Source organism: Lysinibacillus zambalensis, from assembly GCF_040183165.1.
Lineage (GTDB): Bacteria > Bacillota > Bacilli > Bacillales_A > Planococcaceae > Lysinibacillus > Lysinibacillus zambalensis.
The window spans coordinates 208,897-233,682 of record NZ_JBEGDG010000002.1 but is presented as its reverse complement, the minus strand read 5'-3'; the positions used below and the strand labels follow the sequence as shown (position 1 = coordinate 233,682).

Here is a 24,786-nt window from a genome sequence, read left to right as displayed (position 1 = left end):
ATAAACGAATCACTGAATGGAATTTTGAGGTTAATTTTACTCATAAATTTGAAAATAAATGAGTCTGAGGAATTGTAATATTAGGCTCGTAAAGATAGTATTAAAGAAGTAGGGGTTACTTTAAGGAGGGGCGGTATGAACACACAGGAGTTTGAAGAATTATGGATTACGCTCAATGAATTGTATGAAGCGAATCGCTTTATAGAATATATAGAATTAAGTAGTGTCGCAATTGAAAGCGCTATTGAGCTTGGTATGTATAAAAAAGCAATTCTGTTATTACGTTATAGCTGTGCAAGCTATTTTCAAACAGGTGATTTGCAAGTATCCATTAGTGTGCTAGAGCAATATCGAGAATTAACCTTCCAATATGGCGATGATATCGATTTGATCCATCATTATATTTTAGCATCCATTTATTGGGGGACATTCGGCCATATAAAGAAATCAAAAGAGTTTATGATCAAGGGGCTAGAGATTGCTGAGCGTATTCAACATACAGATAGCATAGGGAAAATTTATAATAATTTAAGCGACTTAGAAAACTCTTTAGGGAACTATCAAAAAGCGAAGGATTTTGCATTAAAGAGCTTATACTATGCCAATTATTTTGAGACAAAGCATGAAAATCCTTATTCAGGGATTATTTATTCAAAAATAAACTTAGCTGTTGCACAAATTTGCTTGGAGGAATTTGATGAAGCAGATGAATTATTGCAAGAATTGCTAGTGACGATTAAGAAACCACCTTACTCCAAGTTACAATTGGAGGTAATAAATGCCTATGCATTGCTTTGTGAAAAACAGGGGCGCATTGGCGAGGCCATTGATTTGTATCAAAAGTCGAAACACTATGCCTTACAAAATAATGATTTGTCTATGCTTCAAACTATATATAATTCTTTAGTGAAGTTAATAGAAGAACAAGGGAATAAGCTTGTATTGTGCTCGATACAAAAGGAATATATTAACATTCTATTGGAAATACAAAGGGAAAATTATACTCATTTATTATTTGAGATGGAGTATAATGACCAGAAAAAACATTTTGAAAAAACTTCTTACATTGATCCATTAACGAATATTTATAATCGACGTTATTTTGATGAGAATGCAGAAAAAATGCTGAAGAAAGCTTCGATAGAAAATCAGCAATTAGCATTAATGATGATTGATTTAGACCATTTTAAAGAAATTAATGATGCTAATGGTCATTTATTTGGTGATGATGCTTTAACGATTACAGCAACTACATTAAAGGATTATTTTCAATCATTTGAGTCGATCGTTGCTCGTTTTGGCGGAGATGAGTTTATTGTTCTTAGTCAATTACCGGATGGTGAATCTATTCAAACGATAACTGAAAATCTCTATCAAACATTAAACTCTCTGTCCTTAACAATTAATGATGAGACCGTTCATTTGGAATTTAGTATTGGCGTAAGTACGAATAAACAAGGTCAGATTGCCACTGTTGAGGCGCTGATCCATAATGCGGACACAGCGCTATATACGTCAAAGCGCAATGGTCGTAACCAAATCACTGTTTTTAATCAATATAGTGGTGCGGGGAATCGTAATTAAATAAGTCAGATGACTGGTACTGGCGTGTAAGTGCAAATATTTAATATCGATCAAAAAGGATCTGCTTCATTTCAACGTCTAGTCGTTGGAGTTTCGCAGATTCTTTTCTTTTGAAAAAATTTTTAAAAAAATGAATCGGAAATGAAGTGGCGTCCGTCAGTAGTTTAGAAAGAAGGTGAGGACAGCGATGGATATTGAAAATATTATTGCAGAGCACGGTGATTATTTATTAAAGGTTGCTTATTTATATGTGAAAAATGAAGCAACAGCTGAGGACATTGTGCAGGATGTGTTTATCGCCTTTTATCAAAAGCAGGAGCAATTTCGTCAAGAAGCATCATTACGTACATATTTAGTGAAAATGACGGTCAATCGAAGCCATGATTATTTGCGCAGCTGGAAAAGTAAACGACTGACACTCTTTGAAAAAATAACAGGACGTACGACAGCAGTCACGCCTGAAAAAGAATATCTTGCTAAGTCCACAAAACGAGAGCTAGTAGAGGCTTTGTTTACATTATCAGTTGCCTATAGGGAAGTACTGATTCTCTATTATTTTGAGGATATGACGACAGTTGAAATTGCACAGCTCGTATGTTGTCCAGAAGCAACAATACGTACAAGATTACAGCGTGCTAGAAAGCAACTTGCAACAGCAATCGGTGATTATGATTGGGAGGTGTTACGCCATGAATCAATTTAAAGAAGATGTGCTACAAGAACTTCGAGATATAAAGCTTTCAGATGAGAAAAAACAGGCAATTGCTCATAAAGCACGTAGTAAAACGAAACAAAGAAGAAGTAGTCCGTGGCAATATCGTGTGGTGCTTGCGACGTTTACGATGTTGGCCATTGGTTTTAGTTATTTATTATCACAGAATAAACATTCAGGTAGTCATCAGGCAGCCAGTGTACAGCAAGAAGCAGATACATGGAGCCTATGGACAATTTTACAAAACGATTTCGTAAAAGGTATATTGCTTTTTAGTTTTTTGGTAGGTATTGCCTTTATTATTAAACGTGTTCTAATCAAGAAAGGCTATGGCCTACCGGTGTGCATTGAGTGTGGGGAAACTTGGTCAGAGAAGCATGCTCGAAAAATGTACCGAAAAAATGGACAACTTGAATGTCCTTATTGTGGAAAAAAACAATATCGCTCAAAAAAATCAATGAAAATGGGTGGTATTTTAACGTTCCCGATTCCACTTATGGTATTTATGCATTTGACTTTTTATAATATTGCTATCGGGACTATTTTCTTTATGGCTGGTGTTCTTATTTATTATCGACTACTAGCACCATATGTCTTTGATTTACAAGAAGATGATCCTATCAACGATCCGCTTTGGTAATTTGTATAGAGAAATTGCTAGTTCACTATAGCAATTTCTTTTTTTAGATTAGATTGCCAACAGTTGAGAGGATGCAATATTCGCTACGGTTTCGGCCATAAGGCACTTCTATGAAAAGCCCCTCCTAATCACTCGGCTAACGAGGATATGGAGGGGCTTTGATTATTCCTATTTTTTTAACCACATTCGTGATACATTTAGCGGTTATTTCTTATGCAAATTAAACTTTCTGCTTGTCAATCTCTTGGTCCTTGTCCTGGTCTTGTGCAGGTTGCTCCGATTGCTCCGCTTGTGTCGGTAGTTCCTCCGAATGTTCAGGTTGTTCCGATTGCTCTTTCTTCAAGCCCATTCTTTTACGAATAAAGCCCCAAATCGCACCGACAGCCAGCACAATTATGATCCCGAACTTCTTCAATAGAGGGAGGAGTATAGCAAAAAAGCCCGCTTTTTTGGCAACTGCTAGACCCGCACCTCCAAGAATTAATCCTGTCAAGCCGAATTCAGCTACCTTATCAGTTTTTTTGTCAAAATCCTCATAGCGCTGACCCTGCTTTAAGTTAAACTTGGACAGGATCTTGTTGTTAAATACAATACGATCGGCCTGCAATTTTGCCGGATCTGAGACTAGTATCGCCGAGATATAGCCTTCGCGAGATAGAATTCGCACATTGTAGTTAATAACACCGTTGTTCTGATTATCATGCGCTAATAAAGACCAGGACAAACTATGTAATTGGTTGTCGTAGAATGGAGCAACATCCCATTTGTCAACGAATAATTGATTTTCAGGGCTTAACTCCTTATTCATTTCTTCCGTACCTTCTTTGTAGCTTTCCAACAAGGCATCAGCATCGATTTCCGCTTTTTCGTCGTCTTCTATATATCCAGATTCGTCATATTCGAAATAAACGGCCCAAGTCTGATTTTCATCCTTTGGAAAAACCACGCCGATTTCTGACCCGCTCGGTTCCATTCCGCTCTGCGTTAGGTACTTTTTCGTATCTTCGGCATTAAGAAAAATAAAATCACTGTCTAACTCCAGTTCCGCTAAATTGGTCCCCACGTCAACTTTCTGTCCACCTTCGACCCAATTTAGCTCTTCTTCAGCGAATGCGGGAACCGCACACACCATCATAATTAAAGTCATAACAGTTACTGATTTAAATAGTCTTGCAATTAACGATTTCAAAATACTTTCCTCCCAAAAATCACATGTTCTTATGCTGCGGACGACTTGTCCTTCTTTCCTTTAAATAAATGGATGCATACTAGGACGGCGCCTATACCTGCAAGAGCAATTTCGACATAGGTTTCGCCTCCGCCAAAAATGTCGTTAAAAACGGTAAATAGTTTGAATTGTAGACCGAATTGCGGCAGTATAAATGCCCCTAAACCTAAAATTAAAAAAATGATTCCAGTGCGTAACATAACTTACCTCCTTAATAATGGAAAAATACTTAAGTATGTTACCATATAAACCAAAATGTTACAATGTGCATTCTTCCAACTATATATGCTGGCACAATTTCTACCATTTACTCGCACACGTTTGGAGACTGAGATACCTATTCTTCATTTTCAAAATACGGGTCTTTTTTAGAACTATTTTTATCCAAATGGACTAATTATAGTCAAAAAATCAACATTAATTGTAGAATATTAACGAATCGTACATTCCATATAAATATGTAACTAATTAAATTTACACATTTTTTAATAACCATTTTGGAATTAGATTATATTTGGTGAGATTTTCTTATCAAATAGTTGCAGATTTATTTAAATTACAAGCTTACGTATGATTAAAAATTGCTAGTTTACTATAGTAATTTCTTTTTTTATAGCAATTTTTCGAAATAGATTGACAACAGTTTTCATTTGCTTTATGTTTGTGTTAACTTATTTTCATCTATAGTTAACGCACAAGGGGAGGAAATTTAGTTTGAAAAAGAGTAGTACATATAATTATGTGTTAGCGGCATTTGGTGCAGCGATTATTGCTGTTCTTGCGCAAGTAACGATACCGTTACCACTTATTCCGATAACAGGGCAAACATTAGCAGTAGGCTTAGTCGTAACGATTTTAGGAACAAAACTTGGAACGTTGTCAGTATTGATTTATATTTTGCTTGGAGCGGCAGGTCTTCCAGTATTTAGTGGTATGTCTGGAGGATTTGGGATTTTAGTTGGGCCTACAGGTGGCTATATTGTCGGGTTCCTTGTCTCAGCAATCATTATGGGCTTATATTTAGATAAATTTGGTATTACAATTTTCCAAGCTATTACTTCGAACATCATTGGGATGGTTGTGACATTGGCATTTGGAACGACTTGGTTAAAAATTGTTGGAGATTTAACTTGGACAGCTGCATTTATGGGTGGTGCGGCACCGTTTATTATAGTAGGTATTGTGAAAGCCGTTATGGCAGGTTGGTTTGGCGTAATTGTTCGTCGTCGCCTAGAGCGAGCACATTTAATTGAAGCGATTGCATAGGAGGAAATGTTTTGGCAACGTTATGGACAGGTGGAAAAATTTACACGATGGCAAAAGTTGGCGAAACAGTTGAAGCAGTCCTTGTAGAAGATGGAAAAATTGTGGCGACAGGCTCAGTAGATAGCTTGTCGCCACAAGCTACTTCTATTCAATATTTACAAGGAAATGTGATGTATCCAGGCTTTGTCGATAGTCATTTACATATTATTGGCTACGGGGAGAAATTAAAGCATATTGATGTATCGAATGTCAGAAGTAAGGAGCAGCTACTGGCCATTATTCGTGAAAGGATGCTGGAAGTTCCTGCAGATCAATGGGTGATTGCGATAGGGCTTAATGAGACACAGCTTGAAGTTCCTATTTTCCCAACATTAGCGGAACTCGATGCTCTAGGGGAAGCACATTTAATAATTAAGCGTACTTGCCATCATTTAATTTTGGCTAATTCCAAGGCAATGGCATTTGCAGGAATAACAAACGACACACCATCACCAGAAGGTGGTGTCATTGAAAAAATAGATGATCAGCTAACAGGCGTCTTAAAGGATGCAGCTTTGTATATGATTGTTAACCATATGCCCCATATTACGCTCGAATATATAGAGGACGCACTTGAGAAGGCGGTAATATCCTTGCAATCATATGGCTTAGTGGGCGGTCATTCTGAAGATTTAAGCTATTACGGGCCACCGATTCAACCAATAAATGCTTTTCGCAAAATCGTCGAGGCAAAGCAATCTTTTAAAGTTCATTTATTACAACACCATACAGTATTTAAAGAAGTAACTAAGATGGAAGAAACATCTTCTCCGTATTTAGAGTTTGGTGCAATGAAGATTTTTATCGATGGTGCCTTTGGAGGACGTACTGCAGCCTTACGAGAACCATACTGTGATGAGCCAGGCAATTGCGGTATGCTTGTCCATTCAACAGAACAATTAGAGCAATATGTTCAACTTGCACGACAGTATGGACAAACAGTGGCAGTGCATGCCATTGGGGATTTAGCTATTGAAACAATTTTAAACGTATTTGCTACCAATCCGCCCCAGAAAGGTCAATTAGATCGTGTTATTCATTGTAGTTTAGTGGATGAAGGGATATTAGAAAAACTTGCGGGGTTGCCAGTCGCCGTGGATATGCAGCCGCAATTTGTGCAGGGCGAGTATGCAGCAGAACTAGCTAGGCTAGGAGAGGAACGAGCAAAAGGCTTGCACCCACTAAAATCGCTACTAGATCGCGGATTAGTCGTTGCAGGTGGTAGTGATGCCCCGATTGAAGTGCCAAATCCCTTATATGGTATATACGCTGCAGTCACAAGACGGAATTTGGGAGAATCTCATAACGGCTACGGACCAGAGGAGAAAATATCACGTTTTGAGGCAGTACGGCTCTATACTGTAGGAGCTGCACAAATAATAGGCCAAGACGATATTCGAGGTAAGATTGAAAAAGGCTATACAGCAGACTTCACTATTTTAGAAGAGGATCTTTTTACGATAGATATTGAAAATATTCCACAAGTAAAAGCGGCATATACGGTTGTGGATGGCCGTATTGTTTATGAGAAACGCTGTAAAGAATAAACTTTACAGCGTTTTTGCTTGCAATAAAATAAGTTTGTTCAAAGCCATTTTCATTTCTATAAGAATTGGATTATGGCAATTTGATTATTTAAGAAGTACATTCCTTAATCTTTGAATTATTACGGGAACTAGTAAATTTGTAAACATTACAGAAGGAATAAATCATATTATTTTCTAATGTTAAAGTACCATTTATGGAACCATCATAACCTTGGGTAATAATTTTGCAAATATACAGCTCTGCTACTTTACTATTTAGGAGTTCTTTATTGTTTTCAATAAAATTTTCTTTTGATAATGTTCCATTGAAAATTATCTGAAATACTATCCATAATGAAAACTATATCGTTATTTACACAAGCAATAATTGGTTTCGGAATTAATACTTCTAAAAGTACGGCGCTGCATGATATTAATATTTTTATAACACCGTGAAAGACGCTGTAAAGAATAACTTTACAGCGTTTTTTCATTTAACAAATATTTTTTTAAGAGTTATTGTCTTTCTGATAAATTTTCCACACGATGCTCTAACGCTTTCACCCGTGTTGTTAAATCGTCTACTTTTTGTTGAAGTGTTTCTTCAGGAGGTAGAGGAGAGGTCGATTTCATTTTTTTAATCATATTAATCATCACGAAAAATATGGCGAGGAAACTTACAAGAAGTACAATTGTACTAATAAGATCTCTAAAGTTAAAAATCGTATGTATCATAATTATTAGCCCCCTTAAATTGTATCGATTTTATTATTTACTGAGTGACATACAAAAAAGTTTCAAAAAAATTTTTAGGCACTACTATAAATACTGAAATCTTATCATTTTTACTCGCATATTATATGGGACAAATTGTATTTCAAGAGCTCAAGTAATTTAACATAAATGGCTTTAAGGAAGAGCTTTTAAAAATCGTAAAAATGCTTAAGATAGGGGATACGATAGGTATGACTGTGGTGAGTAAATGCACAAAACTGGACAATTGATGCGCCAAGCCGTCTACAATATTTATAAGTATCGCTTTGATTATATACAAGGTTTGGCAATGATTAAATTATTTCAGTTTTTATTAATAGTTCCAGTAACAGCTATCGTATTTAAGCTAATGCTACGAGTTACTGGGTACACGCAAATAACTGAGCAAAATATTCAAAGTTTTGTGGGGCATCCCTTTGTCATCTTGATGATCATTCTTTTGATAATGCTCATTTTGCTATTTATTTATTATGAAATGGGCTTTCTTTTTATAATGGCCTTTCATCAACAAAAAGGTACTCGCTATCGATTTCTACACATATGGCAGCAACTCCATCGTAAGGCGCTTTCCTTTTTTAGTATTCAAGTCATTTTTTTTATAATGTATAGTGCACTTTTATTACCATTAGCTTCAATTATATTTCCACTAACAGTTACCCAAGCTATTTCTCTTCCGCATTTTTTGACAGATGAAATCATGAGCACTCGTTCTGGTCATTTACTCTATGCGGCTATTACATTAGTTTTAGTTATAGTAGGGATACGTAGTATTTTGGCAATGCCGATTTTTACAATCCAACCAAAAATATCATTGCTTCGTTCATTCATACGAAGCTGGCGTTTTCCAAAGCGCGGCTTGTTGGGCCTACTTGGATTAATATTCATGCTTATTATAATTCATTTACTTGTGATGCTTGGCATTACGCTAATAAGTACTTTTCCATTATATTTGTTGGAGCGTTTGATTCCGAGCACAGCACTTGTCACAGCAGCGATTACTCTTGCTTTTTTAGAAATAGTTTTTGGGGTGTTATTTAGTTTACTGCAAGCAATGATTTCACAAGTAATGGTGGCGATTACGTATAATACGCCTATTTTAGGCAGATCACGACTTACAACGAAATTTAGAAAAAGAAACTATAAGCCGTTAACTTTCATCATTTTGGTTGTTTTCATCGCATTAAGTGTGATGAATGGTATTTCATTAGAGAAAAGTGTCTATGCACCAGATACAAAAATTATTGCACATCGTGGTTACACGAAGGGGAATGTGGAAAATACGATTAGCGGCCTTGTTAGTGCAGCAAGTTCTGGTGCAGATTTAATCGAGATCGATATTCAACAAACTGTTGATGGACAATTCGTAGTATTTCATGATCAAACATTAAGAAGACTCACAGGTAAAAATGGTGTTATCGCCAATATGACGCTTGGTGAATTAAAGACGTTAACAATTCATGCTAATGGCTTTAACGACAAAATTTCATCATTAGATGATTTTATTGAAATAGCAAAAGCCCTAAATGTTTCCTTATTAATTGAACTAAAAGTACACGGTAAAGAAACGGAAGATGTATTGCCCAAATTAGTAAAAAAACTAAAAGCTTACAAGGTTCTTGACAAGTATTATGTGCAATCTTCAGACCCACAAATGATGTCACAAATAAAAAAATTGGCACCGAACTTACGCGTTGGAATTGTCTATGCATTAAATATAGGGCCAATGGATGAAACTGTTGATTTTATTTCTCTAGAGGAAGCGTGGGTAACAGACCAGCTAATCTCAGAGATGAAGCAGCAAAAGATCGACTTGTTCGTATGGACATTGAATAATAATCGGTCATTACATGATTTTATTCGGAAAAATGTCAATGGAGTCATAACTGATCTCCCCGATATGGCTTTGGATATACGAACAAAGCAAAATGAACGTGAATACTTTTTACAGCGTATACTAAACCTACTTCAATTCATGTATTAAATCTGTATGGAATGCTTGTAATACTAGTTGCAATGAAATACCCGCGGAAGGAAGGCGAATACCCGCGGAAGGTGACCGAATACCCGCGGAAGGCGAACACCCACGCGAAGCAAGGAAATATCCGTAAATCAATACAAACAGTATAAGTAAAAGCCGCGATTCTTCGTTGTAAAAGAATCGCGGCTTTTTTGGGGAATGCTAAAAAAGTTGGCAATGCTGTAACCTTTTTCTTTTATCATCGACTACTTCTATGAATTCGTGAAATGAAGGAGATGCTTTTTTATGAAAATGACGAAAGTCGTACCATTTGCCATGTCAGCATTATTAATCGGGGGCGCTGTAGTAGCTCCAACCGCATCAGCAAACGAAGGAGAAACAGTTGTGACGAATGCTACTGATAATAAGGAGCAAAATCCAGAAGTTCAACCAACGTTTATTAAAATAGCTGGAACAATTGAGAATGTTGAAAAACGTGAGGATGCAACCTATTTCACTGTGAAGGAGAACGAAAATATAAATGTTTTTGTCGTAAATGACGAGACACTAGTTTTCGATAATACAGGTAAAGAAGTTAAACTACAAAAGGGTGATCAAGTAACAGCTTACACGTATGCAAATAAACCAATGCTTATGATCTATCCACCACAATATAACCCAGAAGTAATTATTGTTGAAACAAAAGAAATGGGAATTGTTGGAGTAGACTTTTTCAATAAAGAATTAGTGAATACTGATAATACGTTAAAGCTAAATGTTGGGAAAGAAACGGAATTACTCAGCCTATCTGGTGAAAAAGTAAAAGCTAAAGATTTAGCAGAGCAACATTTACTAGTGTTCTACACAATTACAACAATGAGCATTCCAGCACAAACTCCACCTTCAAAAGTTGTCGTTTTAGATACGTTTGCACAAGAACAAGGTGAAGTAGATCCGTCTAAAGCTGCTGTACAAGAAATTATTAACAATGACTTTTATGACGTTGAAGGTACTAAGATGGTGCCATTACGTTTAATTGCCGAAGAGTTAGGCTTTAAAGTAGAATCTACAGGAAAAGGCGCTATTATCTCTAAAGGCGCAGTATCTTATACAATTACACGTGGTCAAAAAGAATACGGCTATAATAAAGCACTTCGTTATTTTAAAGTAGCACCAGTTTTATTAGAACCATCAAAAACATATGTACCAGTTGAATTTATTGAAGAATTAATGAAATAAAATAAAATGTAGTTTTACCCCCTTCATGGCATCGTTGCTATGGAGGGGGTTTTATCTTAACTTCGTATATGCTTTAGAAAGGGTGCAGCTCATATGACGCTCTCAAGAAAGTATATAGCCGGAACGGAAATCAACCACACGCTATGATAATACGATATTCACCCCTCATAATTCTCTTCAAATGGAAAATAAATTTATGTACAATTAGATAATTAAAGTCAAATTTTAAAGGAGCACTATATGAAGCAGGCATTAATTATCGTGGATATGCAGGAAGCATTCTTTTTGGATAGTGAAAATTATTTATTTGATTATGAAAAAGTGTTAGATAATATTAATATGTTAATAACTGGGGCTCGTAATAGTGAGGTTCCTATTATTTTCATCCAACATACGGATTCAAATAAGGACAACGATTTTGCATTTGGTAAGCCAGGTTGGGATCTATATCACGGGCTTCTGCGACAACCAGAAGATAAAGTGATTCAAAAAACAACTTGGGATGCATTCTATCAAACGGAATTAGCGCAATATTTACAAGAACAACAAATTGAGCAGCTTATTTTCGCTGGTGCTCAAACAGAATTTTGCCTTGATACGACCATCCGAAATGCTTACAGCCATGGATTCCATCATAATATTTTAGTTGAAGGTGCCCATACCACACTACATAGTCTTGTATTAAAGGCAGAGCAAATTATTAAGCACCACGAGTCCGTTTGGCACAATCGATTCGTAAAAATTCAGCCGACTACTTTTTATAAAACTAAGTAAAAGAGGTTTCAATAATGCTCATAAACAGTCAAAAATTTATTGTCAACGAACTTCATTATACAATTAGATCTGTTAATCTCGAAGATGCCCAAGCATTATCAGCTTTAAGGCTACAACTTGATGGAGAAACGGAAAACTTCGATAGAGAACAAGGGGAAGGATTTATCGATACGAAAGGTTTTGAAGCGATTATTAAAGAAGACACAGAAAGTCCAAGAAATTTGTGTTTAGTGGCAGTAGTCGATAATCGCATTGTCGGATTCTCAAGATGTGCGGGATCACCATTTAAAAGAATTGCTCATAAAGTAGAATTTGGTGTAGGTGTATTGAAGGAGTTTTGGCGCTATGGAATAGGCAAAAATTTTTTAAATGCTTCGATAGAGTGGGCTGACGCTAATGACATTAAAAAGATGGCCTTGAATGTTGTAGAGACAAATGACAAAGCAATTTTGCTCTATAAAAAGCTTGGCTTTGAAGTTGAAGGCGTTTTAAAAAATGATAAACTCCTTTCAGATGGCAATTATTATAATACAATTGTCATGGGAAGAATTAAGCCATAATTTTAATATAAACTCAGCTAAGCAAATAGGTGCTTAGCTGTTTTTTTTACAACAAAAAACATTGTTATGGCAATATGGAAGAAAGTTTCAATGAGAGAACTACAAATAGCTTATTTAGCATAAATAATACATAAAGAATAAAATATTATATATTTTTAGCTAAAAATAACTTATCAATAAAAAAATGCCGTTATTTACAATAACTTTTACTGAATTTTCTGATTATAATTAAGAGGAACAAATTATAAGGGGTTGATACTATGTCAGTAAAGGTTAATCCAAACGTTGAGCTAAGCCACCCATTATCACCATTATCTGAAGTAGAAATTGAAAAAGCTGTTCAAATAGTCAAGGAACAGCAACAGTTGTCTGAACATGTACGATTTATGTCGGTGATGTTACATGAACCTAAAAAATCAGAAGTACTAAATTACAAGCCAGGTAATACTGTAGATCGCCAAGTATTTTTAGTGATTTTAGATGATAAAGAATTGAAAACATTTGAAGCAGTTGTAAATTTAACTTCAGAAAAAGTTGATTCCTACGAATATATTCCTGGCGTACAACCTAATGTAGCCTTAGAGGAATTTGAGCAATGTGAGGAATTAGTAAAGAGCCACCCTGATTTTGTAGCAGCTTTACAGAAACGTGGCATTGACAATCCTGATTTAATTATGGTGGATCCTTGGTCAGCAGGGAATTTTGGTATTCAGGAACATGAAGGTAAACGCTTACTTCGTGCGATTTGCTGGCAAAAAAAATCACTAGAAGATAACGGATATGCTTACCCTTTAACAGGTATTGTAACGTATGTAGACTTAAACAAAATGGAAGTTTACAAAGTAGAAGATCACGGGGTACGACCAATCCCAACAACATCAGGTAATTACCATCCTGAAGTTGATGAATCAATAGTGTTTAGAAATGACTTAAAACCATTGGAAATCATTCAACCTGAAGGGCCAAGCTTTACAATTGAAGGTAATTTGATCAAATGGCAAAAGTGGAGTTTTCGCTATGGTTTTACACCACGTGAGGGCCTTGTATTATACACAATTAATTACCATGACAAAGGCAAAGATCGTCCGGTTCTTTATCGTGCAGCATTATCGGAAATGGTTGTCCCTTATGGTGAACCAACATTTTCGCATAACACACAAAATGCCTTTGATGCTGGCGAATATGGAATGGGTCAATTAGCCAATTCGTTAGAACTTGGTTGCGACTGCTTAGGTGAAATTCAATACTTTGATGGTGTTGTAGCTGATGTTAAAGGAAATGCGCGTACGATCAAAAATGCGATTTGCTTACACGAAGAAGATTACGGGATTGGTTGGAAACATACAGATTGGCGTACAGGCCATGTAGAAGTAAGGCGCTCACGTCGACTAGTAATTTCATTCTTCTGTACAGTTGGAAATTATGATTACGGCTTCTATTGGAGTTTCTACCAAGACGGTACGATTGAAGCTGAAGTCAAGCTAACTGGTATTTTAAGCACTGGTACATGTGAAGATGGCATCCAAACAAAATATGGATCTGAGATTTCTCCAGGATTAAACGCATCACATCATCAACACTTCTTTAATTTCCGACTTGATACGATGTTAGACGGTGAAAATAACTCAGTAGTTGAAACAGAAACAGTTTCAGAAACATTGGGAGAACACAATCCGAATAGTAATGGTTTCTATCCTCTTTCACGTATCTTTAAAACGGAGAAGGAAGCGTTACGTAATTTAGATTTAAAAACGCAGCGTACTTGGAAAATTATTAATAAAAACTCACTTAACCGAGTGAATCAACCCGTTGGATATAAAATTTTGCCTGGCGAAAATTGCTTCCCATTTGCTCATGAAGAATCAAGTGTTATGAAACGTGCTGGTTTCCTTAAGCACCATTTACACGTTACGCAGTTTGATGAAAATGAAAAATATGCAACAGGTATGTATCCAAATCAACATGCAGGAGGAGATGGACTTCCAAAATACGTTGAGAAAAATCGTTCAATTGATGATGAAGATATCGTCGTGTGGTACACAATGGGCCATCATCATATCCCGCGCCCTGAAGATTGGCCTGTAATGCCAACTGCATACATCAATTTCCAATTGAAACCAGTTGGATTCTTTGATCGAAACCCAGCAATAGACGTTCCTAGACCGGACAAGAAGTGTCACACAACTTCGTCTTGTCATATACAATAAAAACTCTTAAAGGAGTGTTTATATGCTACCATTCCTAAGCATGTTGGTGATTGTTACTTTTACGGTAATCACGAACCGTTTACTAAAACAGCGTTTTGCTAATCATGGCATGGCTAAGTGCTGTATAATGCTGATTTCTATGACAATGAGTACTGCTGTTGGGATGAATATGGCTACCTGGCTTCCTGATATGGTACTAGGTGCAATAACATCTATTATTATTTCTATTGCTTTAGGCTATTTATTGTCAACGGGCTTACCAATGCACCTATTCATGGAAAGTATAGGATCTAGTTTTATGGGAGCAATGATGGGTGTGATGCTAACATTAATGACTACCCAATATTCAACGTTAAGCATTATCTTTTTTACAATGATGTTTATAGTAAGTGCAATCATTTCTATCGGTGTATGGAATCGAGAAATGTTTCCTATCTTTATAAAAGCCATTCCAAAGCATATTTACATTGTGGCTGGTTTAATGATTTGTGTACTAGTAGTAAGTAGTTTTGAGATTCAAAAAGAGGTACCTGTAAAAGAAGAACAACAGCATCATAATCATCATTAAAGGGGTCGATAATTATGGTAAAGGTAAATGTTAAACCGAATATTGAAGAATCTGGCATTCAATTCAAAAAGAAATATGACAATTTTATCGGTGGTGAATGGGTAGCACCTGTAAATGGAGAGTATTTCGATAATAGTACGCCTATCACGAAAGAAGTATTTACACGTGTAGCTCGTTCAACAAAAGAAGATGTAGAGCTAGCATTAGATGCCGCTCATGAAGCCCAAAAAACCTGGGGGAAAACACCCTTAGCAGAACGGGCACGTATTTTACTAGCCATTGCTGATCGTATGGAAGAAAACCTTGAAAAAATTGCAAATGTAGAAACTTGGGATAATGGGAAAGCGATTCGTGAAACTATGTATGCTGATATTCCATTGGCAATTGATAATTTCCGCTATTTTGCAAGTGCCATTCGCGCACAACAAGGTCAAGTGACACCTTTTGATGAGGATACAGTAGCTTATCATTACCAAGAACCTATTGGTGTAGTCGGCCAAATCATCCCATGGAACTTTCCTGTTTTAATGGCAGCTTGGAAATTGGCGCCAGCACTTGCAGCTGGAAATAGTGTTGTTTTAAAATTAGCAGAACAAACGCCGGTATCATTTTTATTCGTAGTTGAGCTTATTCAAGACCTATTACCAAAAGGTGTATTAAACGTCATTAATGGTTTTGGTGTAGAGGCAGGGAAAGAGTTAGCTTCAAGCCCACGTATTGCCAAAGTGGCCTTTACGGGTTCAACAGCTGTCGGTAAACTGATTATGAAATATGCATCTGAGAATCTAGTTCCTGTTACACTAGAGTTAGGTGGCAAATCTCCTAATATTTTCTTTGAAGATGTCATGGATGCTGATGACGGATATCTAGATAAGGCGATTGAAGGATTAGTTATGTTTGCTTTAAATCAAGGTGAAGTTTGCACTTGTCCATCTAGAGCCTTGATCCATGAGTCTATTTATGATCGTTTCATGGAAAAAGCTATTGAACGAGTAAAGCAAATTAAAGTTGGTGATCCATTCGATGTTGAAACAATGATGGGTGCACAGGCTTCAGAAGAACAACATAAAAAAATTCTTTCTTATTTTGAAATTGCTAAACAAGATGGTGCAGAATGTTTAATCGGTGGCGCCGAAAATCACCTTGATAATTTAGATGGTTATTTTATTCAACCAACTATTTTTAAAGGCAATAACAAAATGCGTATTTTCCAAGAGGAAATTTTCGGTCCTGTATTGGCAGTGACCACGTTTAAAACCTTCGAGGAAGCAATTGAAATTGCAAATGATACTATGTATGGATTAGGGGCAGCTGTATGGTCACGTAATACAAATGTTACCTATAAAGCAAGTCGAGAGATCCAAGCAGGACGTGTTTTTATAAATACGTATCATCAATACCCTGCGGGTGCAGCATTTGGCGGCTACAAAAAGTCAGGCTTCGGTCGAGAAAATCATTTAAAAGCTTTAGAATCGTATCAATCGACTAAATGTGTTTTAGCTAGTTACAATGAACAGGCGCAAGGATTCTTTTAATTTTACCTAAGAGTGAAGTGAGGGGGCGGCTTATTGAGTAGCTATTATCCAATCCAACCTGAATTGGTCCAAAAAACGTATTCTTATAGAGAACGGACTCCAAACAGCGAGTTAAACGAGGATATACTATTTTATTATGAGTTTGAACCAATAGGCATTAATAGTGATATTCATGTCATTCCTGATGCTTGCCAAGATTTAATGTTTTACATGGGCAAAGATCAAAAGGTTGTCTTAGGGAATACGCCGACTACACGTGAAATTTATTCATTTACCCCAAAAGGTAAATATTTTGGTGTTCGTCTAAATCCAAAACAAACAGTTATTCAATACAATTGCGCATTAAAACAAATTATTCAACAACCGTTTGTTAATGTTGAATTAGGCTGCACACTAGACTCAAAATTTATAAAAGCTGTTTTTGAAGCAGGAGATTTCGAACAAAGAGTGCAGATTTGTAATGAATATTTTTGTTCTCGAAAAATGGAAAAAAGCTTGGGTGATGAAATATTCGCTACTTGTTTTGATTCTATTATTGAAAATTATGGTCTGTTCATACCAGATGTAATTCAACATAAAACAGGTTATTCTGAGCGATATATCCGAGAACTTTTCTACAAAAAAACAGGTTTTGGACCGAAAAAATTAAGCAAATTCATTCGTATTCAACTCTTACTTCAACATTTTTCTTTTGAAGAGACACCTGTAAGCATTGACCAATATGGTTACTATGATCCTTCACATTATTACAAAGAATTTAAAAGCTTACTTGTCATAACACCTGCTGAATATATAAAAGAATTTTTAGGTTGGAAAAATATAAAACGAAAGTTTCTATCTTATTAGCCCCTCAGAGCTTTCACTCTGTCTTAAAAAAACATACTATATTAGTATGTTTTTTTAGTTCATGAGCAGAAATGGTTCTATGTTCTGTGGCAGTTGAATTTTCACCTCCAAAACACCCCTTATTCGGGTGATGAACAAAACAAATAACATTTCATAATATAGAAATAAGAAATATTTATCTTCATTCAGTCAAACACCTACTAAATGAAGATAAAGCCTCCGGCGGATGTCATGGATTTTGAAAGGAATGAATTGTGCTGGCCATTTCAAAATCTGGACTCAATTACGTCAAGGCGAAATTGATAAGAAAAGGAGGATGTATTATTTCTATAGCTAGAACTGGTACCCTTCCTAGCGGAGAAATACAAGACGGCTTGGAAGATGTTGATGTTGTTTGGGACATTGATCGTTGGGAGAATGACGGCGGTAGAAGTCTTGGAACGAGTTCGAGGACGTGAAACATATTAAATGGAGAGGGAGACAAACTTGTCTCCCTTTAAATATTTATAAGGACAAGTTTCGAATGAAAATATTTCTATTGCCTTTCACAATATATGTGGAGGGCTTTTTTTAGCTGGATTAAGTCCTTTCTATTTTTCATTTGGTTCATCTTTAGTTTTATATAATTAATAAACTTGTAAGGAATGAGTAAGAAAAAAGAGACAATCGATTCGTACAATTAAAGTACGAAATGAAAGGGGCTGATCCAAATGATACTAATTAGAGGAACCGATTTAATGGCAAAAAATTTTACTGAGGAAGATATTCCATTACTTAAACAAAGGTTACGTGAAAGTTGTGCTCAGAGTTGGAAATCGAAAGGATACAAATTAACTAGCATCGATACACTTACTAATGAAGTCGGCATATCAACCGAATTATTTTACAGGCTATATAAAACAAAAGAAGAGCTCTTTCTAGAAGTACTGTCAATGATTCAAAATCAATTGAAAGAACAATGGCATTTTATGATACAGACTAACTCGGGTATTGAAGGGTTTAAAAAAGCTATGAACTGGCTTTTTGAAGAGTATGTAAAGCATCCTACATTATATAATTTCAACAATCCAGATTATCATTTGTTTTTAAAAAAGCTACCTAAAGAAAAAATTGAACATCTAAGAGAAAATGATATGCAGTTTTTTGATGAAGTTTTAGAGCGTTCAAATTTAAAAATGAGAATACCAAAAGAAAAAGCATATGGAATCTTTAGTACATTATTATATACTGCAGCGATGAAAAAAGATTTAGTTTATAACAAATGCGAAATATTCAATTTTCTACTTGATAGTTCAATATATCAAATTTTTGCAAATTCGTTTTCTTTAGCAAACCAAAAATCCTACTAATGACCATTGTGTAAACTAACAGAAACAAACATTAAGATTGGGGGAATTTGCTTTGAGAGATTTAATAGTAGATATCTTGCAACAAAATAGTTCTATAGGAATATTCAGCTACATATCAATTGGGCTTGCACTGGTTGTGTTTATGATTGGGTTGTTTTGTATTTTAAAAAAGAAAAAATACGGTGTATATGTATTGGCTTCCAGTTTCTTGCTATTAGTAAATCCAGCTATTGATTTTTTATTCAATTTATTCTAACGGAGGAAAACTAAAATGATTAAACAATTAGATGCTGCTTTGAGTAAGGTAAATAAGGGGTTTGGGGTAAATATGAAAATGCCAAAAGTAACAAAATCAAAACTGAAATATAGTAGGTATTTTACAACTGTCGTAGGAGTAGGAGGATTAACATTAGGAATTATTGGTCCTTCGAAATCGTTGTTAGTTCTCGGGACAATAGGTATTTTGAGTTCTATTGCAACAACCAATGAAATAAGAAAAATTTAGTATGCTGAACTGTGCTAGGTCAAGGGGAATAATAACCATGTATAAAGCGGCTTGAGCCAGGAAAATTTTAAAGGCTCAGGTCGTTTAATCGATTCTGCTAGCGTATTAATGGATATGATGTCAATCGCATAAAATGATTTTTTGACGTTAGTTTGAGAATACATATTTAATAATTATATGAATAGGGAATTGAAACTTTTTCCATTGTTTAACGTATTATTTAAGAGAATTAGTGGGAGGTGAGAATTTGGAAGAAAAAGTACAGGGAAAACTAAAAAATGAGTTAATCGAATGGATAAAGGCGATTGCATTCGCTATATTGGTGGCGTTTGTCATCAAATCGTTTTTATTTACGCCAGTACTCGTAAAAGGTGCTTCAATGATGCCGACATTGGAAGACAAAGACCGTGTAATTGTTAATAAAATCGGTCCGAAATTTAAGTCGATTGATCGATTTGACGTTGTTGTTGTTGAACATGTTCTTCTTAATAAAAATGAAGAAAAAAATATTATTAAACGTATTATAGGTCTACCAGGAGATAAAATCGAGTATAAGGATGATCAATTATACATAAACGGTGAGAAGTTCAGTGAACCTTATTTAGACCAATTCAAGAAGGAATTAAAAGGTTCTAGATCACTCACTTATGATTTTACGCTAGACCAACTTTTAGGTGAAACTACGGTACCTGAAGGACATTACTTTGTATTAGGTGATAATCGTCCTGTAAGTAATGATAGTAGAAATCCTGAGGTAGGATTCATCCCTAAAGATAAAATAATGGGTACAACAAGTATCGTCTGTTGGCCAATGGAGCATATTGACTTGAATTTTAACTGAACCTAGGAGTTGGTTGAAAAAAACAAACTTACTGCAGCAATAATTCTGTGGTAGAACGAGTAGGTAAATTGAAGATTAGTTAACCTGAATATTCAGTGGCAAACCTCCATTTTTTAGTTGTAAATGGAGGTTTACCATTTGAATAAACAGGGGATATTACCTTTTTATTATACGGTTTTATTTAAATGCTTTAAGTAATTTTTTCCACTGTTTAAAATAATCTTTTTTAGGCGTTCGATACCATTTTTCTATCTTATTTTTTTTGAGATGATATTCACCGCCTTCTAGGATATACATATAATCTTTATGTTCAAAAATAAAAATTTGCCAACCTTGTTCCAAATCCCGAAAAGGATGTTTAATAGTTCCGGATGGTATATCCCGTTTACACCATTCTTTTAGGTAGGTTTCAGCATGGTCCAAATATGGAAACGAACCTAATTTTTCATTTCTGCTCGCACTATAAAAATATATATGTTTACCAAAGCCTTTAGACAAACGTTTCTTAGTGATAAGGATTTCAAAGTCATATACAATAGGAAACTTTTCGAAGTTCAATTCTTTTAAATTAATTGTATTATTTGTACAAATATTTGTTAGTTTTTCATTATTGTTAATATGTATTTTTGTATCAATCTCTTTAAAATAGAATTCACCACTTTTTGTACCTATTACCTTAATATCCTTTCCTTTATATTGCTTAACTAATTTATTCCACTCTTTGAAATATCCCTCTTTAGGCGTTCGATACCAGGTGTGAATCGTATTAATTTTCTTTTTAAATTCATTACCTTGTAAAATATAAATATACCCTTTATATTCAAAAATAATAATTTGCCAACCTTTCCTCATATCATAAAACGGATCGTCAATAGTTCCAGTTGGTATAGTACTACTACTCCAGTCTTTTAAGAAGGCTTCAGCACAATGCCACCGAGGAAATGTAGTTAACTGTTCATTTCTGCTTGCGCTATATAATGAAATTAGTTTCCCTCTACCTTTGTAATCTTTATTATTAATTAGTACTTCAAAGTCATTTACAACAGGGAACTTTTCTAAATGTAACTCCTTTAAATTTGTTAAAGTTACATCTGATAATCTTTTATGATCGTTTATATGTATATCTTTCTTTTTTAATTTGAATTTACCACTTTTTGTACCAATTACCTTCATAAACATTCCTCCTAAATACCTTGAAACCTATTGTTATTATATTAACCTGTCAGTAGTTGAACAACAAGGATATTTCCTTTTTTAGATATATTATCTTAAATTCCTGTTATTACTAAAAAAGAAGAGGTGAAATTGAAATTTCGAAATTTAAGCATAATGAAGATTTTAAGGAAGATTACCGAATTCACTGCCAACATATGAAACATTTAACTCAATTCATCTTGGAATAATGAACATGTAACAATACTGTAAATGTCAAAATCACAATGTACATTTTTGCTAGTCTAAGCATGTACACTTTCGCTGATTAACTACTTTTCTATACAAGTGCGTGAATAATTACAACTTGACAAGGAGCCTCTACTCGCATGATTCGATAGCCTAGAACCCAGCTATATCAAGGTCTGGCTATCCGCTCAAGGCTATCATGCTCGCCACTCCCTGTAAAGTTGTAATATACAAAGGAAATCAAAAATGTACTTGGTTAAACAAGCAATTTTGTACATATTTATTTCAACGTTTATAAATACAACACAAATTAACAAAAGTCGGTTTAATAAGCGTGACAAGTACCCACAAACTGTGGGTAGTAGACCGGGTTTTAAAAACTGGCTTGAATGGTAGTGAGGAGGATAAGTAATGACTCATTTTGAATACATGGAACAACACGGTCAAATGACTATATATGATTTTCTTGCGGACCAGGAATCGGACAATGATCTGTTAGCGGACCTAAAAGCTTACAAACTAATAAAACTGTTGAAAAGAAGAAAACGATATGGCATCGCATATGAAGGTATATTGTGCGGAGGTAAGAAAGGGGTTAAACCTCAAATCATTGTTTAATGACTTTTAGGATAACCCCGAATTTTTACTGGTTAGTGTAGTGGAAGATAGTCATGGCTGTTTATCGTTACTTTAGAAGCTGATATAAGAATTTCTTTATTTGCTTCAAAATATGGGTTTAAAATTTTGTAAAATGTTTCCCATTTTGCTTCGATTTTTTCTTGTTCTTCTTTTTCATTAAGAGCGAAGATTTCTTCATAAAGCTGTTTTAATTTCTTACTATCTGTTTCACTAACTTCGAATTCAAATTCAGCCATGTATTCTTCAAATGTTTGAGGTTTTATGGACTGATGATTAAGGATTTCATAAAATTCTTCCCAAAGCTTATCATTCAGTTCGTCATCTCCCTCTTCTAATGCTTTTTGAGAATCTTCATAAATAGTTTTTAGTTTGGCTAAAGTTTCAACAGGGATATTTAATTTAGTGTCTCCCATATAGTCATCCAAATATTCTTCAAATGTTGGAGGTGCATATAGCGCAACTAAATATGGTTCAAGGATTTTATCAAACTCTTCATATTTTTTGTTAGCTTTTTCCTCATCACCACTTTTTTCAAGCTTTATCCATTCTTTATAAATAGCTTTAAGTTGTACGTTATCGGTTTCTTTAATAATGATATTTTTCTCATTAAATCCGTAATTCTCCATATACTCTTCAAATGATAAAGGTTGCCAATTAGCTAATGTATACGGCTTTGTGATTTTATGTATTTCTTCGTAAATTTTTTCTAGTTCCTCATGTTTCTTTTCTATCTCTTCATCTGTTAAGTTTATCTCTTTTGAAAATTCTTTTTGCAGCTGTTTCATTTCATTGAACAATTTTTCTAATATTGTTAAATCTTCTTTTGTCATCTCCTTAGGAAAGTCTTTTTTAAATACTTCAAACGTGAAGAAGTCTGAAAAACTCTCTACAGTGTTACCTTCTACAGAGATTTCCTGTCCTTCTACTAGTTTCATTTTTCTTATTTGTTCATCAGAAAATTTGTGGAAACTTATAAAGTAATTTTGACCATCTCTTCCTTTGATGTTCATTCCATCATCATAGATGTGTTTAATGTTTCCTGTAATTTTTTGTTCAAGTTGAACAGTAATACTACTATTATCTGTTGTTTCTACTGACGCAGCCCCAGCTTGAAGTGGTGTCAGAACAGCTATTCCAATAGTAAGTGCTGAAGCAATCATCAAAGTTTTTTTAATCGGTTTTTTCATATGTATTTCTCCTTTTATTTAAAAAATTAGGTATTACCAATAACTAGACGAATTTCCATATATAAAAGTTCATTGATTTATAAAATTTATAATGAAGAATAGGTGAAAAGACCACTCCTGATGAAGTGACACTTAAAAGTTAGACATAGTTATTTCATTAGGCAGCGGTTTGGGCATGAGTTCGATATTGGATACAATTGCGGCGCAGTTCACAATGAGTGGTTATTGTCATTTGCTAAATCAACATCTGTGGAAAACAGACACATAAAATGTAAAACGTTAAATAAATCTTAGATGATTTGTTCTGGGAGAAGTAAAACTGTGTCAACTTATAGAGCAGGGATTGTTTAGAAAGTGTCTCTTCATTGAAAAGAAAGGGCATAGCAAATTGAACTTTCAATATGCTATGCCCTTTAAATTATCTAATTCAAAACTATATTTCCAGACTTCGTTACAATTTGCATCTTATGATCACCATTACCTGAAATACCTTGTAACCCCTTTTTTGTCTTTGAACTGCTGTTTAAAGCTAAGTCAATTGATTGTCTACCGCTGTTTGTATTGATATCTAATTGTAAATTAGGCTGTTCTTCATCAAAATCCACGGATACTTTACCACTTGTGGTTGTTATCTTTACATCATTGTTCAATTCTATAAAATGGAGTTTAACATTACCGCTGCTTGAGCGTATTTCAATGTTATTTTGAATTAATTCCTTTCCGGTAACATTTCCAGAAGATCCATCAAGAATTAATTTACCTTTGAATTGCTTAGGTACTTTAACTTCTAAAGTCGGTTTTTTACTAAGATTAAATAATCGTGTAATATCAGTATCCAATTTAATCGATAGCTGTTTTGAAGATTTTTCTACTATTGCACCCGGTCCGTCATCATTAACCGTTAAATTTGCTTCTATTTCATTTGTTTCACTTGGAGAAAATACAACATCAGTACTTGCAAAATTTATCATAATCTCCTCAATATTTTCTACAGATTCTTTATTGACGACGACGTTTTCCTCCCTTGACGAACATCCTGCAAGCATAATTAGTACTATAAAAAAACGAATAGTTGTTTGTTTAATCATTTTCCGCCCTCCTTAAACTTGATTATATTAAATGACGTAAGGTCAGTTTCAAATTTTATCCAACAGGATGCTTAAATTCCTTGAAAGTGACCTTGCGTCATCATTTATACTGTTAGTAGAGCTTTTGTTTTAAACTAACTTAAAAGGAGAATTCTGTTATGAAGAAAGACGATATTATTATTTATGCTTGCGTTATTATTGGAGCAGGAGTCGGTTTATTGATTGATAGTGCTTTTCCGGGGGTACTAATTGGCTTAGGAATTGGTTATCTGTTAAAAACTATGTTTTTTAAAATAAATGAATAAGAAAGTAGGGGTATTA

General features: G+C 34.8%; 25 protein-coding genes. 19 read left to right on the top strand and 6 right to left on the bottom strand.

Features of this window, described 5'->3' with window-relative positions; all coding sequences use genetic code 11:
• Positions 1 to 135 precede the first annotated feature (135 nt).
• The 3 genes from ABNX05_RS04065 (at position 136) to ABNX05_RS04055 (ending at position 2,936) form a co-directional block, all read left to right on the top strand.
• Positions 136 to 1,584, top strand: a complete 1,449-nt coding sequence (locus ABNX05_RS04065; protein WP_349658544.1) for a tetratricopeptide repeat-containing diguanylate cyclase — start codon at positions 136 to 138, stop codon at positions 1,582 to 1,584.
• Between the two features lie 187 nt (positions 1,585 to 1,771).
• Complete coding sequence (locus ABNX05_RS04060; protein WP_079560250.1) at positions 1,772 to 2,287, top strand: sigma-70 family RNA polymerase sigma factor; 516 nt, start codon at positions 1,772 to 1,774, stop codon at positions 2,285 to 2,287.
• Positions 2,274 to 2,936 carry a TIGR04104 family putative zinc finger protein gene (locus ABNX05_RS04055; RefSeq protein ID WP_349658543.1) on the top strand — a complete coding sequence of 221 codons (663 nt, stop codon included), beginning with the start codon at positions 2,274 to 2,276 and terminating at the stop codon, positions 2,934 to 2,936. The genes ABNX05_RS04060 and ABNX05_RS04055 overlap by 14 nt, the downstream gene beginning before the upstream one ends.
• 220 nt (positions 2,937 to 3,156) lie before the next feature.
• Here ABNX05_RS04055 and ABNX05_RS04050 read toward each other — a convergent pair whose 3' ends face one another.
• A complete protein-coding gene (locus ABNX05_RS04050; protein ID WP_349658542.1) occupies positions 3,157 to 4,125 on the bottom strand; it encodes a DUF2167 domain-containing protein in 969 nt (322 codons plus the stop codon).
• A 29-nt stretch (positions 4,126 to 4,154) separates the two neighbouring features.
• Positions 4,155 to 4,364: a hypothetical protein gene (locus ABNX05_RS04045; RefSeq protein WP_349658541.1), complete on the bottom strand. Its 210-nt coding sequence runs from the start codon at positions 4,362 to 4,364 to the stop codon at positions 4,155 to 4,157.
• 514 nt (positions 4,365 to 4,878) lie between these two features.
• Between ABNX05_RS04045 and ABNX05_RS04040 the strand changes: the two genes are divergently transcribed.
• Together ABNX05_RS04040 and ABNX05_RS04035 are read left to right on the top strand one after the other, a co-directional pair.
• Complete coding sequence (locus ABNX05_RS04040) at positions 4,879 to 5,430, top strand: biotin transporter BioY (RefSeq protein ID WP_349658540.1); 552 nt, start codon at positions 4,879 to 4,881, stop codon at positions 5,428 to 5,430.
• 11 nt (positions 5,431 to 5,441) lie between these two features.
• Entirely contained in the window at positions 5,442 to 7,016 is a 1,575-nt protein-coding gene (locus tag ABNX05_RS04035; protein WP_349658539.1) for an amidohydrolase, read from the top strand.
• 495 nt (positions 7,017 to 7,511) lie between these two features.
• Here the strand turns inward: ABNX05_RS04035 and ABNX05_RS04030 are convergent, their stop codons facing one another.
• Positions 7,512 to 7,730: a hypothetical protein gene (locus ABNX05_RS04030; protein ID WP_349658538.1), complete on the bottom strand. Its 219-nt coding sequence runs from the start codon at positions 7,728 to 7,730 to the stop codon at positions 7,512 to 7,514.
• 247 nt (positions 7,731 to 7,977) lie between these two features.
• On the opposite strand from ABNX05_RS04030, the gene ABNX05_RS04025 reads away from it, so the two are divergent.
• From ABNX05_RS04025 to lepB, 12 genes are all read left to right on the top strand, one after another.
• Positions 7,978 to 9,750 (top strand): glycerophosphoryl diester phosphodiesterase membrane domain-containing protein, encoded by a 1,773-nt coding sequence (locus tag ABNX05_RS04025; protein WP_349658537.1) that lies wholly within the window; start codon positions 7,978 to 7,980, stop codon positions 9,748 to 9,750.
• Positions 9,751 to 10,032: 282 nt separating this feature from the next.
• Positions 10,033 to 10,965: a stalk domain-containing protein gene (locus ABNX05_RS04020; protein WP_349658536.1), complete on the top strand. Its 933-nt coding sequence runs from the start codon at positions 10,033 to 10,035 to the stop codon at positions 10,963 to 10,965.
• 240 nt (positions 10,966 to 11,205) lie between these two features.
• Positions 11,206 to 11,739 carry a cysteine hydrolase family protein gene (locus ABNX05_RS04015; protein WP_349658535.1) on the top strand — a complete coding sequence of 178 codons (534 nt, stop codon included), beginning with the start codon at positions 11,206 to 11,208 and terminating at the stop codon, positions 11,737 to 11,739.
• A gap of 14 nt (positions 11,740 to 11,753) precedes the next feature.
• Positions 11,754 to 12,299: a GNAT family N-acetyltransferase gene (locus ABNX05_RS04010; protein WP_349658534.1), complete on the top strand. Its 546-nt coding sequence runs from the start codon at positions 11,754 to 11,756 to the stop codon at positions 12,297 to 12,299.
• A 260-nt stretch (positions 12,300 to 12,559) separates the two neighbouring features.
• Complete coding sequence (locus ABNX05_RS04005) at positions 12,560 to 14,506, top strand: primary-amine oxidase (RefSeq protein ID WP_349658533.1); 1,947 nt, start codon at positions 12,560 to 12,562, stop codon at positions 14,504 to 14,506.
• A gap of 22 nt (positions 14,507 to 14,528) precedes the next feature.
• Complete coding sequence (locus ABNX05_RS04000) at positions 14,529 to 15,074, top strand: hypothetical protein (RefSeq protein WP_349658532.1); 546 nt, start codon at positions 14,529 to 14,531, stop codon at positions 15,072 to 15,074.
• 14 nt (positions 15,075 to 15,088) lie between these two features.
• A complete protein-coding gene (locus ABNX05_RS03995) occupies positions 15,089 to 16,609 on the top strand; it encodes an aldehyde dehydrogenase family protein (RefSeq protein ID WP_349658531.1) in 1,521 nt (506 codons plus the stop codon).
• Between the two features lie 33 nt (positions 16,610 to 16,642).
• Positions 16,643 to 17,455, top strand: a complete 813-nt coding sequence (locus ABNX05_RS03990) for an AraC family transcriptional regulator (protein WP_349658530.1) — start codon at positions 16,643 to 16,645, stop codon at positions 17,453 to 17,455.
• 710 nt (positions 17,456 to 18,165) lie between these two features.
• On the top strand, positions 18,166 to 18,804 hold the full coding sequence (locus ABNX05_RS03985; RefSeq protein WP_349658529.1) for a TetR/AcrR family transcriptional regulator: 639 nt from the start codon (positions 18,166 to 18,168) through the stop codon (positions 18,802 to 18,804).
• A gap of 52 nt (positions 18,805 to 18,856) precedes the next feature.
• Positions 18,857 to 19,060 carry a hypothetical protein gene (locus ABNX05_RS03980; RefSeq protein WP_349658528.1) on the top strand — a complete coding sequence of 68 codons (204 nt, stop codon included), beginning with the start codon at positions 18,857 to 18,859 and terminating at the stop codon, positions 19,058 to 19,060.
• Between the two features lie 15 nt (positions 19,061 to 19,075).
• On the top strand, positions 19,076 to 19,309 hold the full coding sequence (locus ABNX05_RS03975; protein WP_349658527.1) for a hypothetical protein: 234 nt from the start codon (positions 19,076 to 19,078) through the stop codon (positions 19,307 to 19,309).
• Positions 19,310 to 19,556: 247 nt separating this feature from the next.
• Positions 19,557 to 20,150: a signal peptidase I gene (gene lepB / locus ABNX05_RS03970; RefSeq protein ID WP_349658526.1), complete on the top strand. Its 594-nt coding sequence runs from the start codon at positions 19,557 to 19,559 to the stop codon at positions 20,148 to 20,150.
• Positions 20,151 to 20,327: 177 nt separating this feature from the next.
• Here lepB and ABNX05_RS03965 read toward each other — a convergent pair whose 3' ends face one another.
• Positions 20,328 to 21,323: a hypothetical protein gene (locus ABNX05_RS03965; protein ID WP_349658525.1), complete on the bottom strand. Its 996-nt coding sequence runs from the start codon at positions 21,321 to 21,323 to the stop codon at positions 20,328 to 20,330.
• A 639-nt stretch (positions 21,324 to 21,962) separates the two neighbouring features.
• On the opposite strand from ABNX05_RS03965, the gene ABNX05_RS03960 reads away from it, so the two are divergent.
• Complete coding sequence (locus ABNX05_RS03960) at positions 21,963 to 22,169, top strand: hypothetical protein (RefSeq protein ID WP_349658524.1); 207 nt, start codon at positions 21,963 to 21,965, stop codon at positions 22,167 to 22,169.
• Positions 22,170 to 22,201: 32 nt separating this feature from the next.
• On the opposite strand, the gene ABNX05_RS03955 is transcribed toward ABNX05_RS03960, so the two are convergent.
• Both ABNX05_RS03955 and ABNX05_RS03950 read right to left on the bottom strand, forming a co-directional pair.
• Complete coding sequence (locus tag ABNX05_RS03955) at positions 22,202 to 23,377, bottom strand: hypothetical protein (protein ID WP_349658523.1); 1,176 nt, start codon at positions 23,375 to 23,377, stop codon at positions 22,202 to 22,204.
• 422 nt (positions 23,378 to 23,799) lie between these two features.
• Entirely contained in the window at positions 23,800 to 24,465 is a 666-nt protein-coding gene (locus ABNX05_RS03950; protein ID WP_349658522.1) for a DUF4097 family beta strand repeat-containing protein, read from the bottom strand.
• A 158-nt stretch (positions 24,466 to 24,623) separates the two neighbouring features.
• Between ABNX05_RS03950 and ABNX05_RS03945 the strand changes: the two genes are divergently transcribed.
• Positions 24,624 to 24,770, top strand: a complete 147-nt coding sequence (locus ABNX05_RS03945; RefSeq protein WP_349658521.1) for a hypothetical protein — start codon at positions 24,624 to 24,626, stop codon at positions 24,768 to 24,770.
• The last annotated feature ends 16 nt before the right edge of the window (positions 24,771 to 24,786 follow it).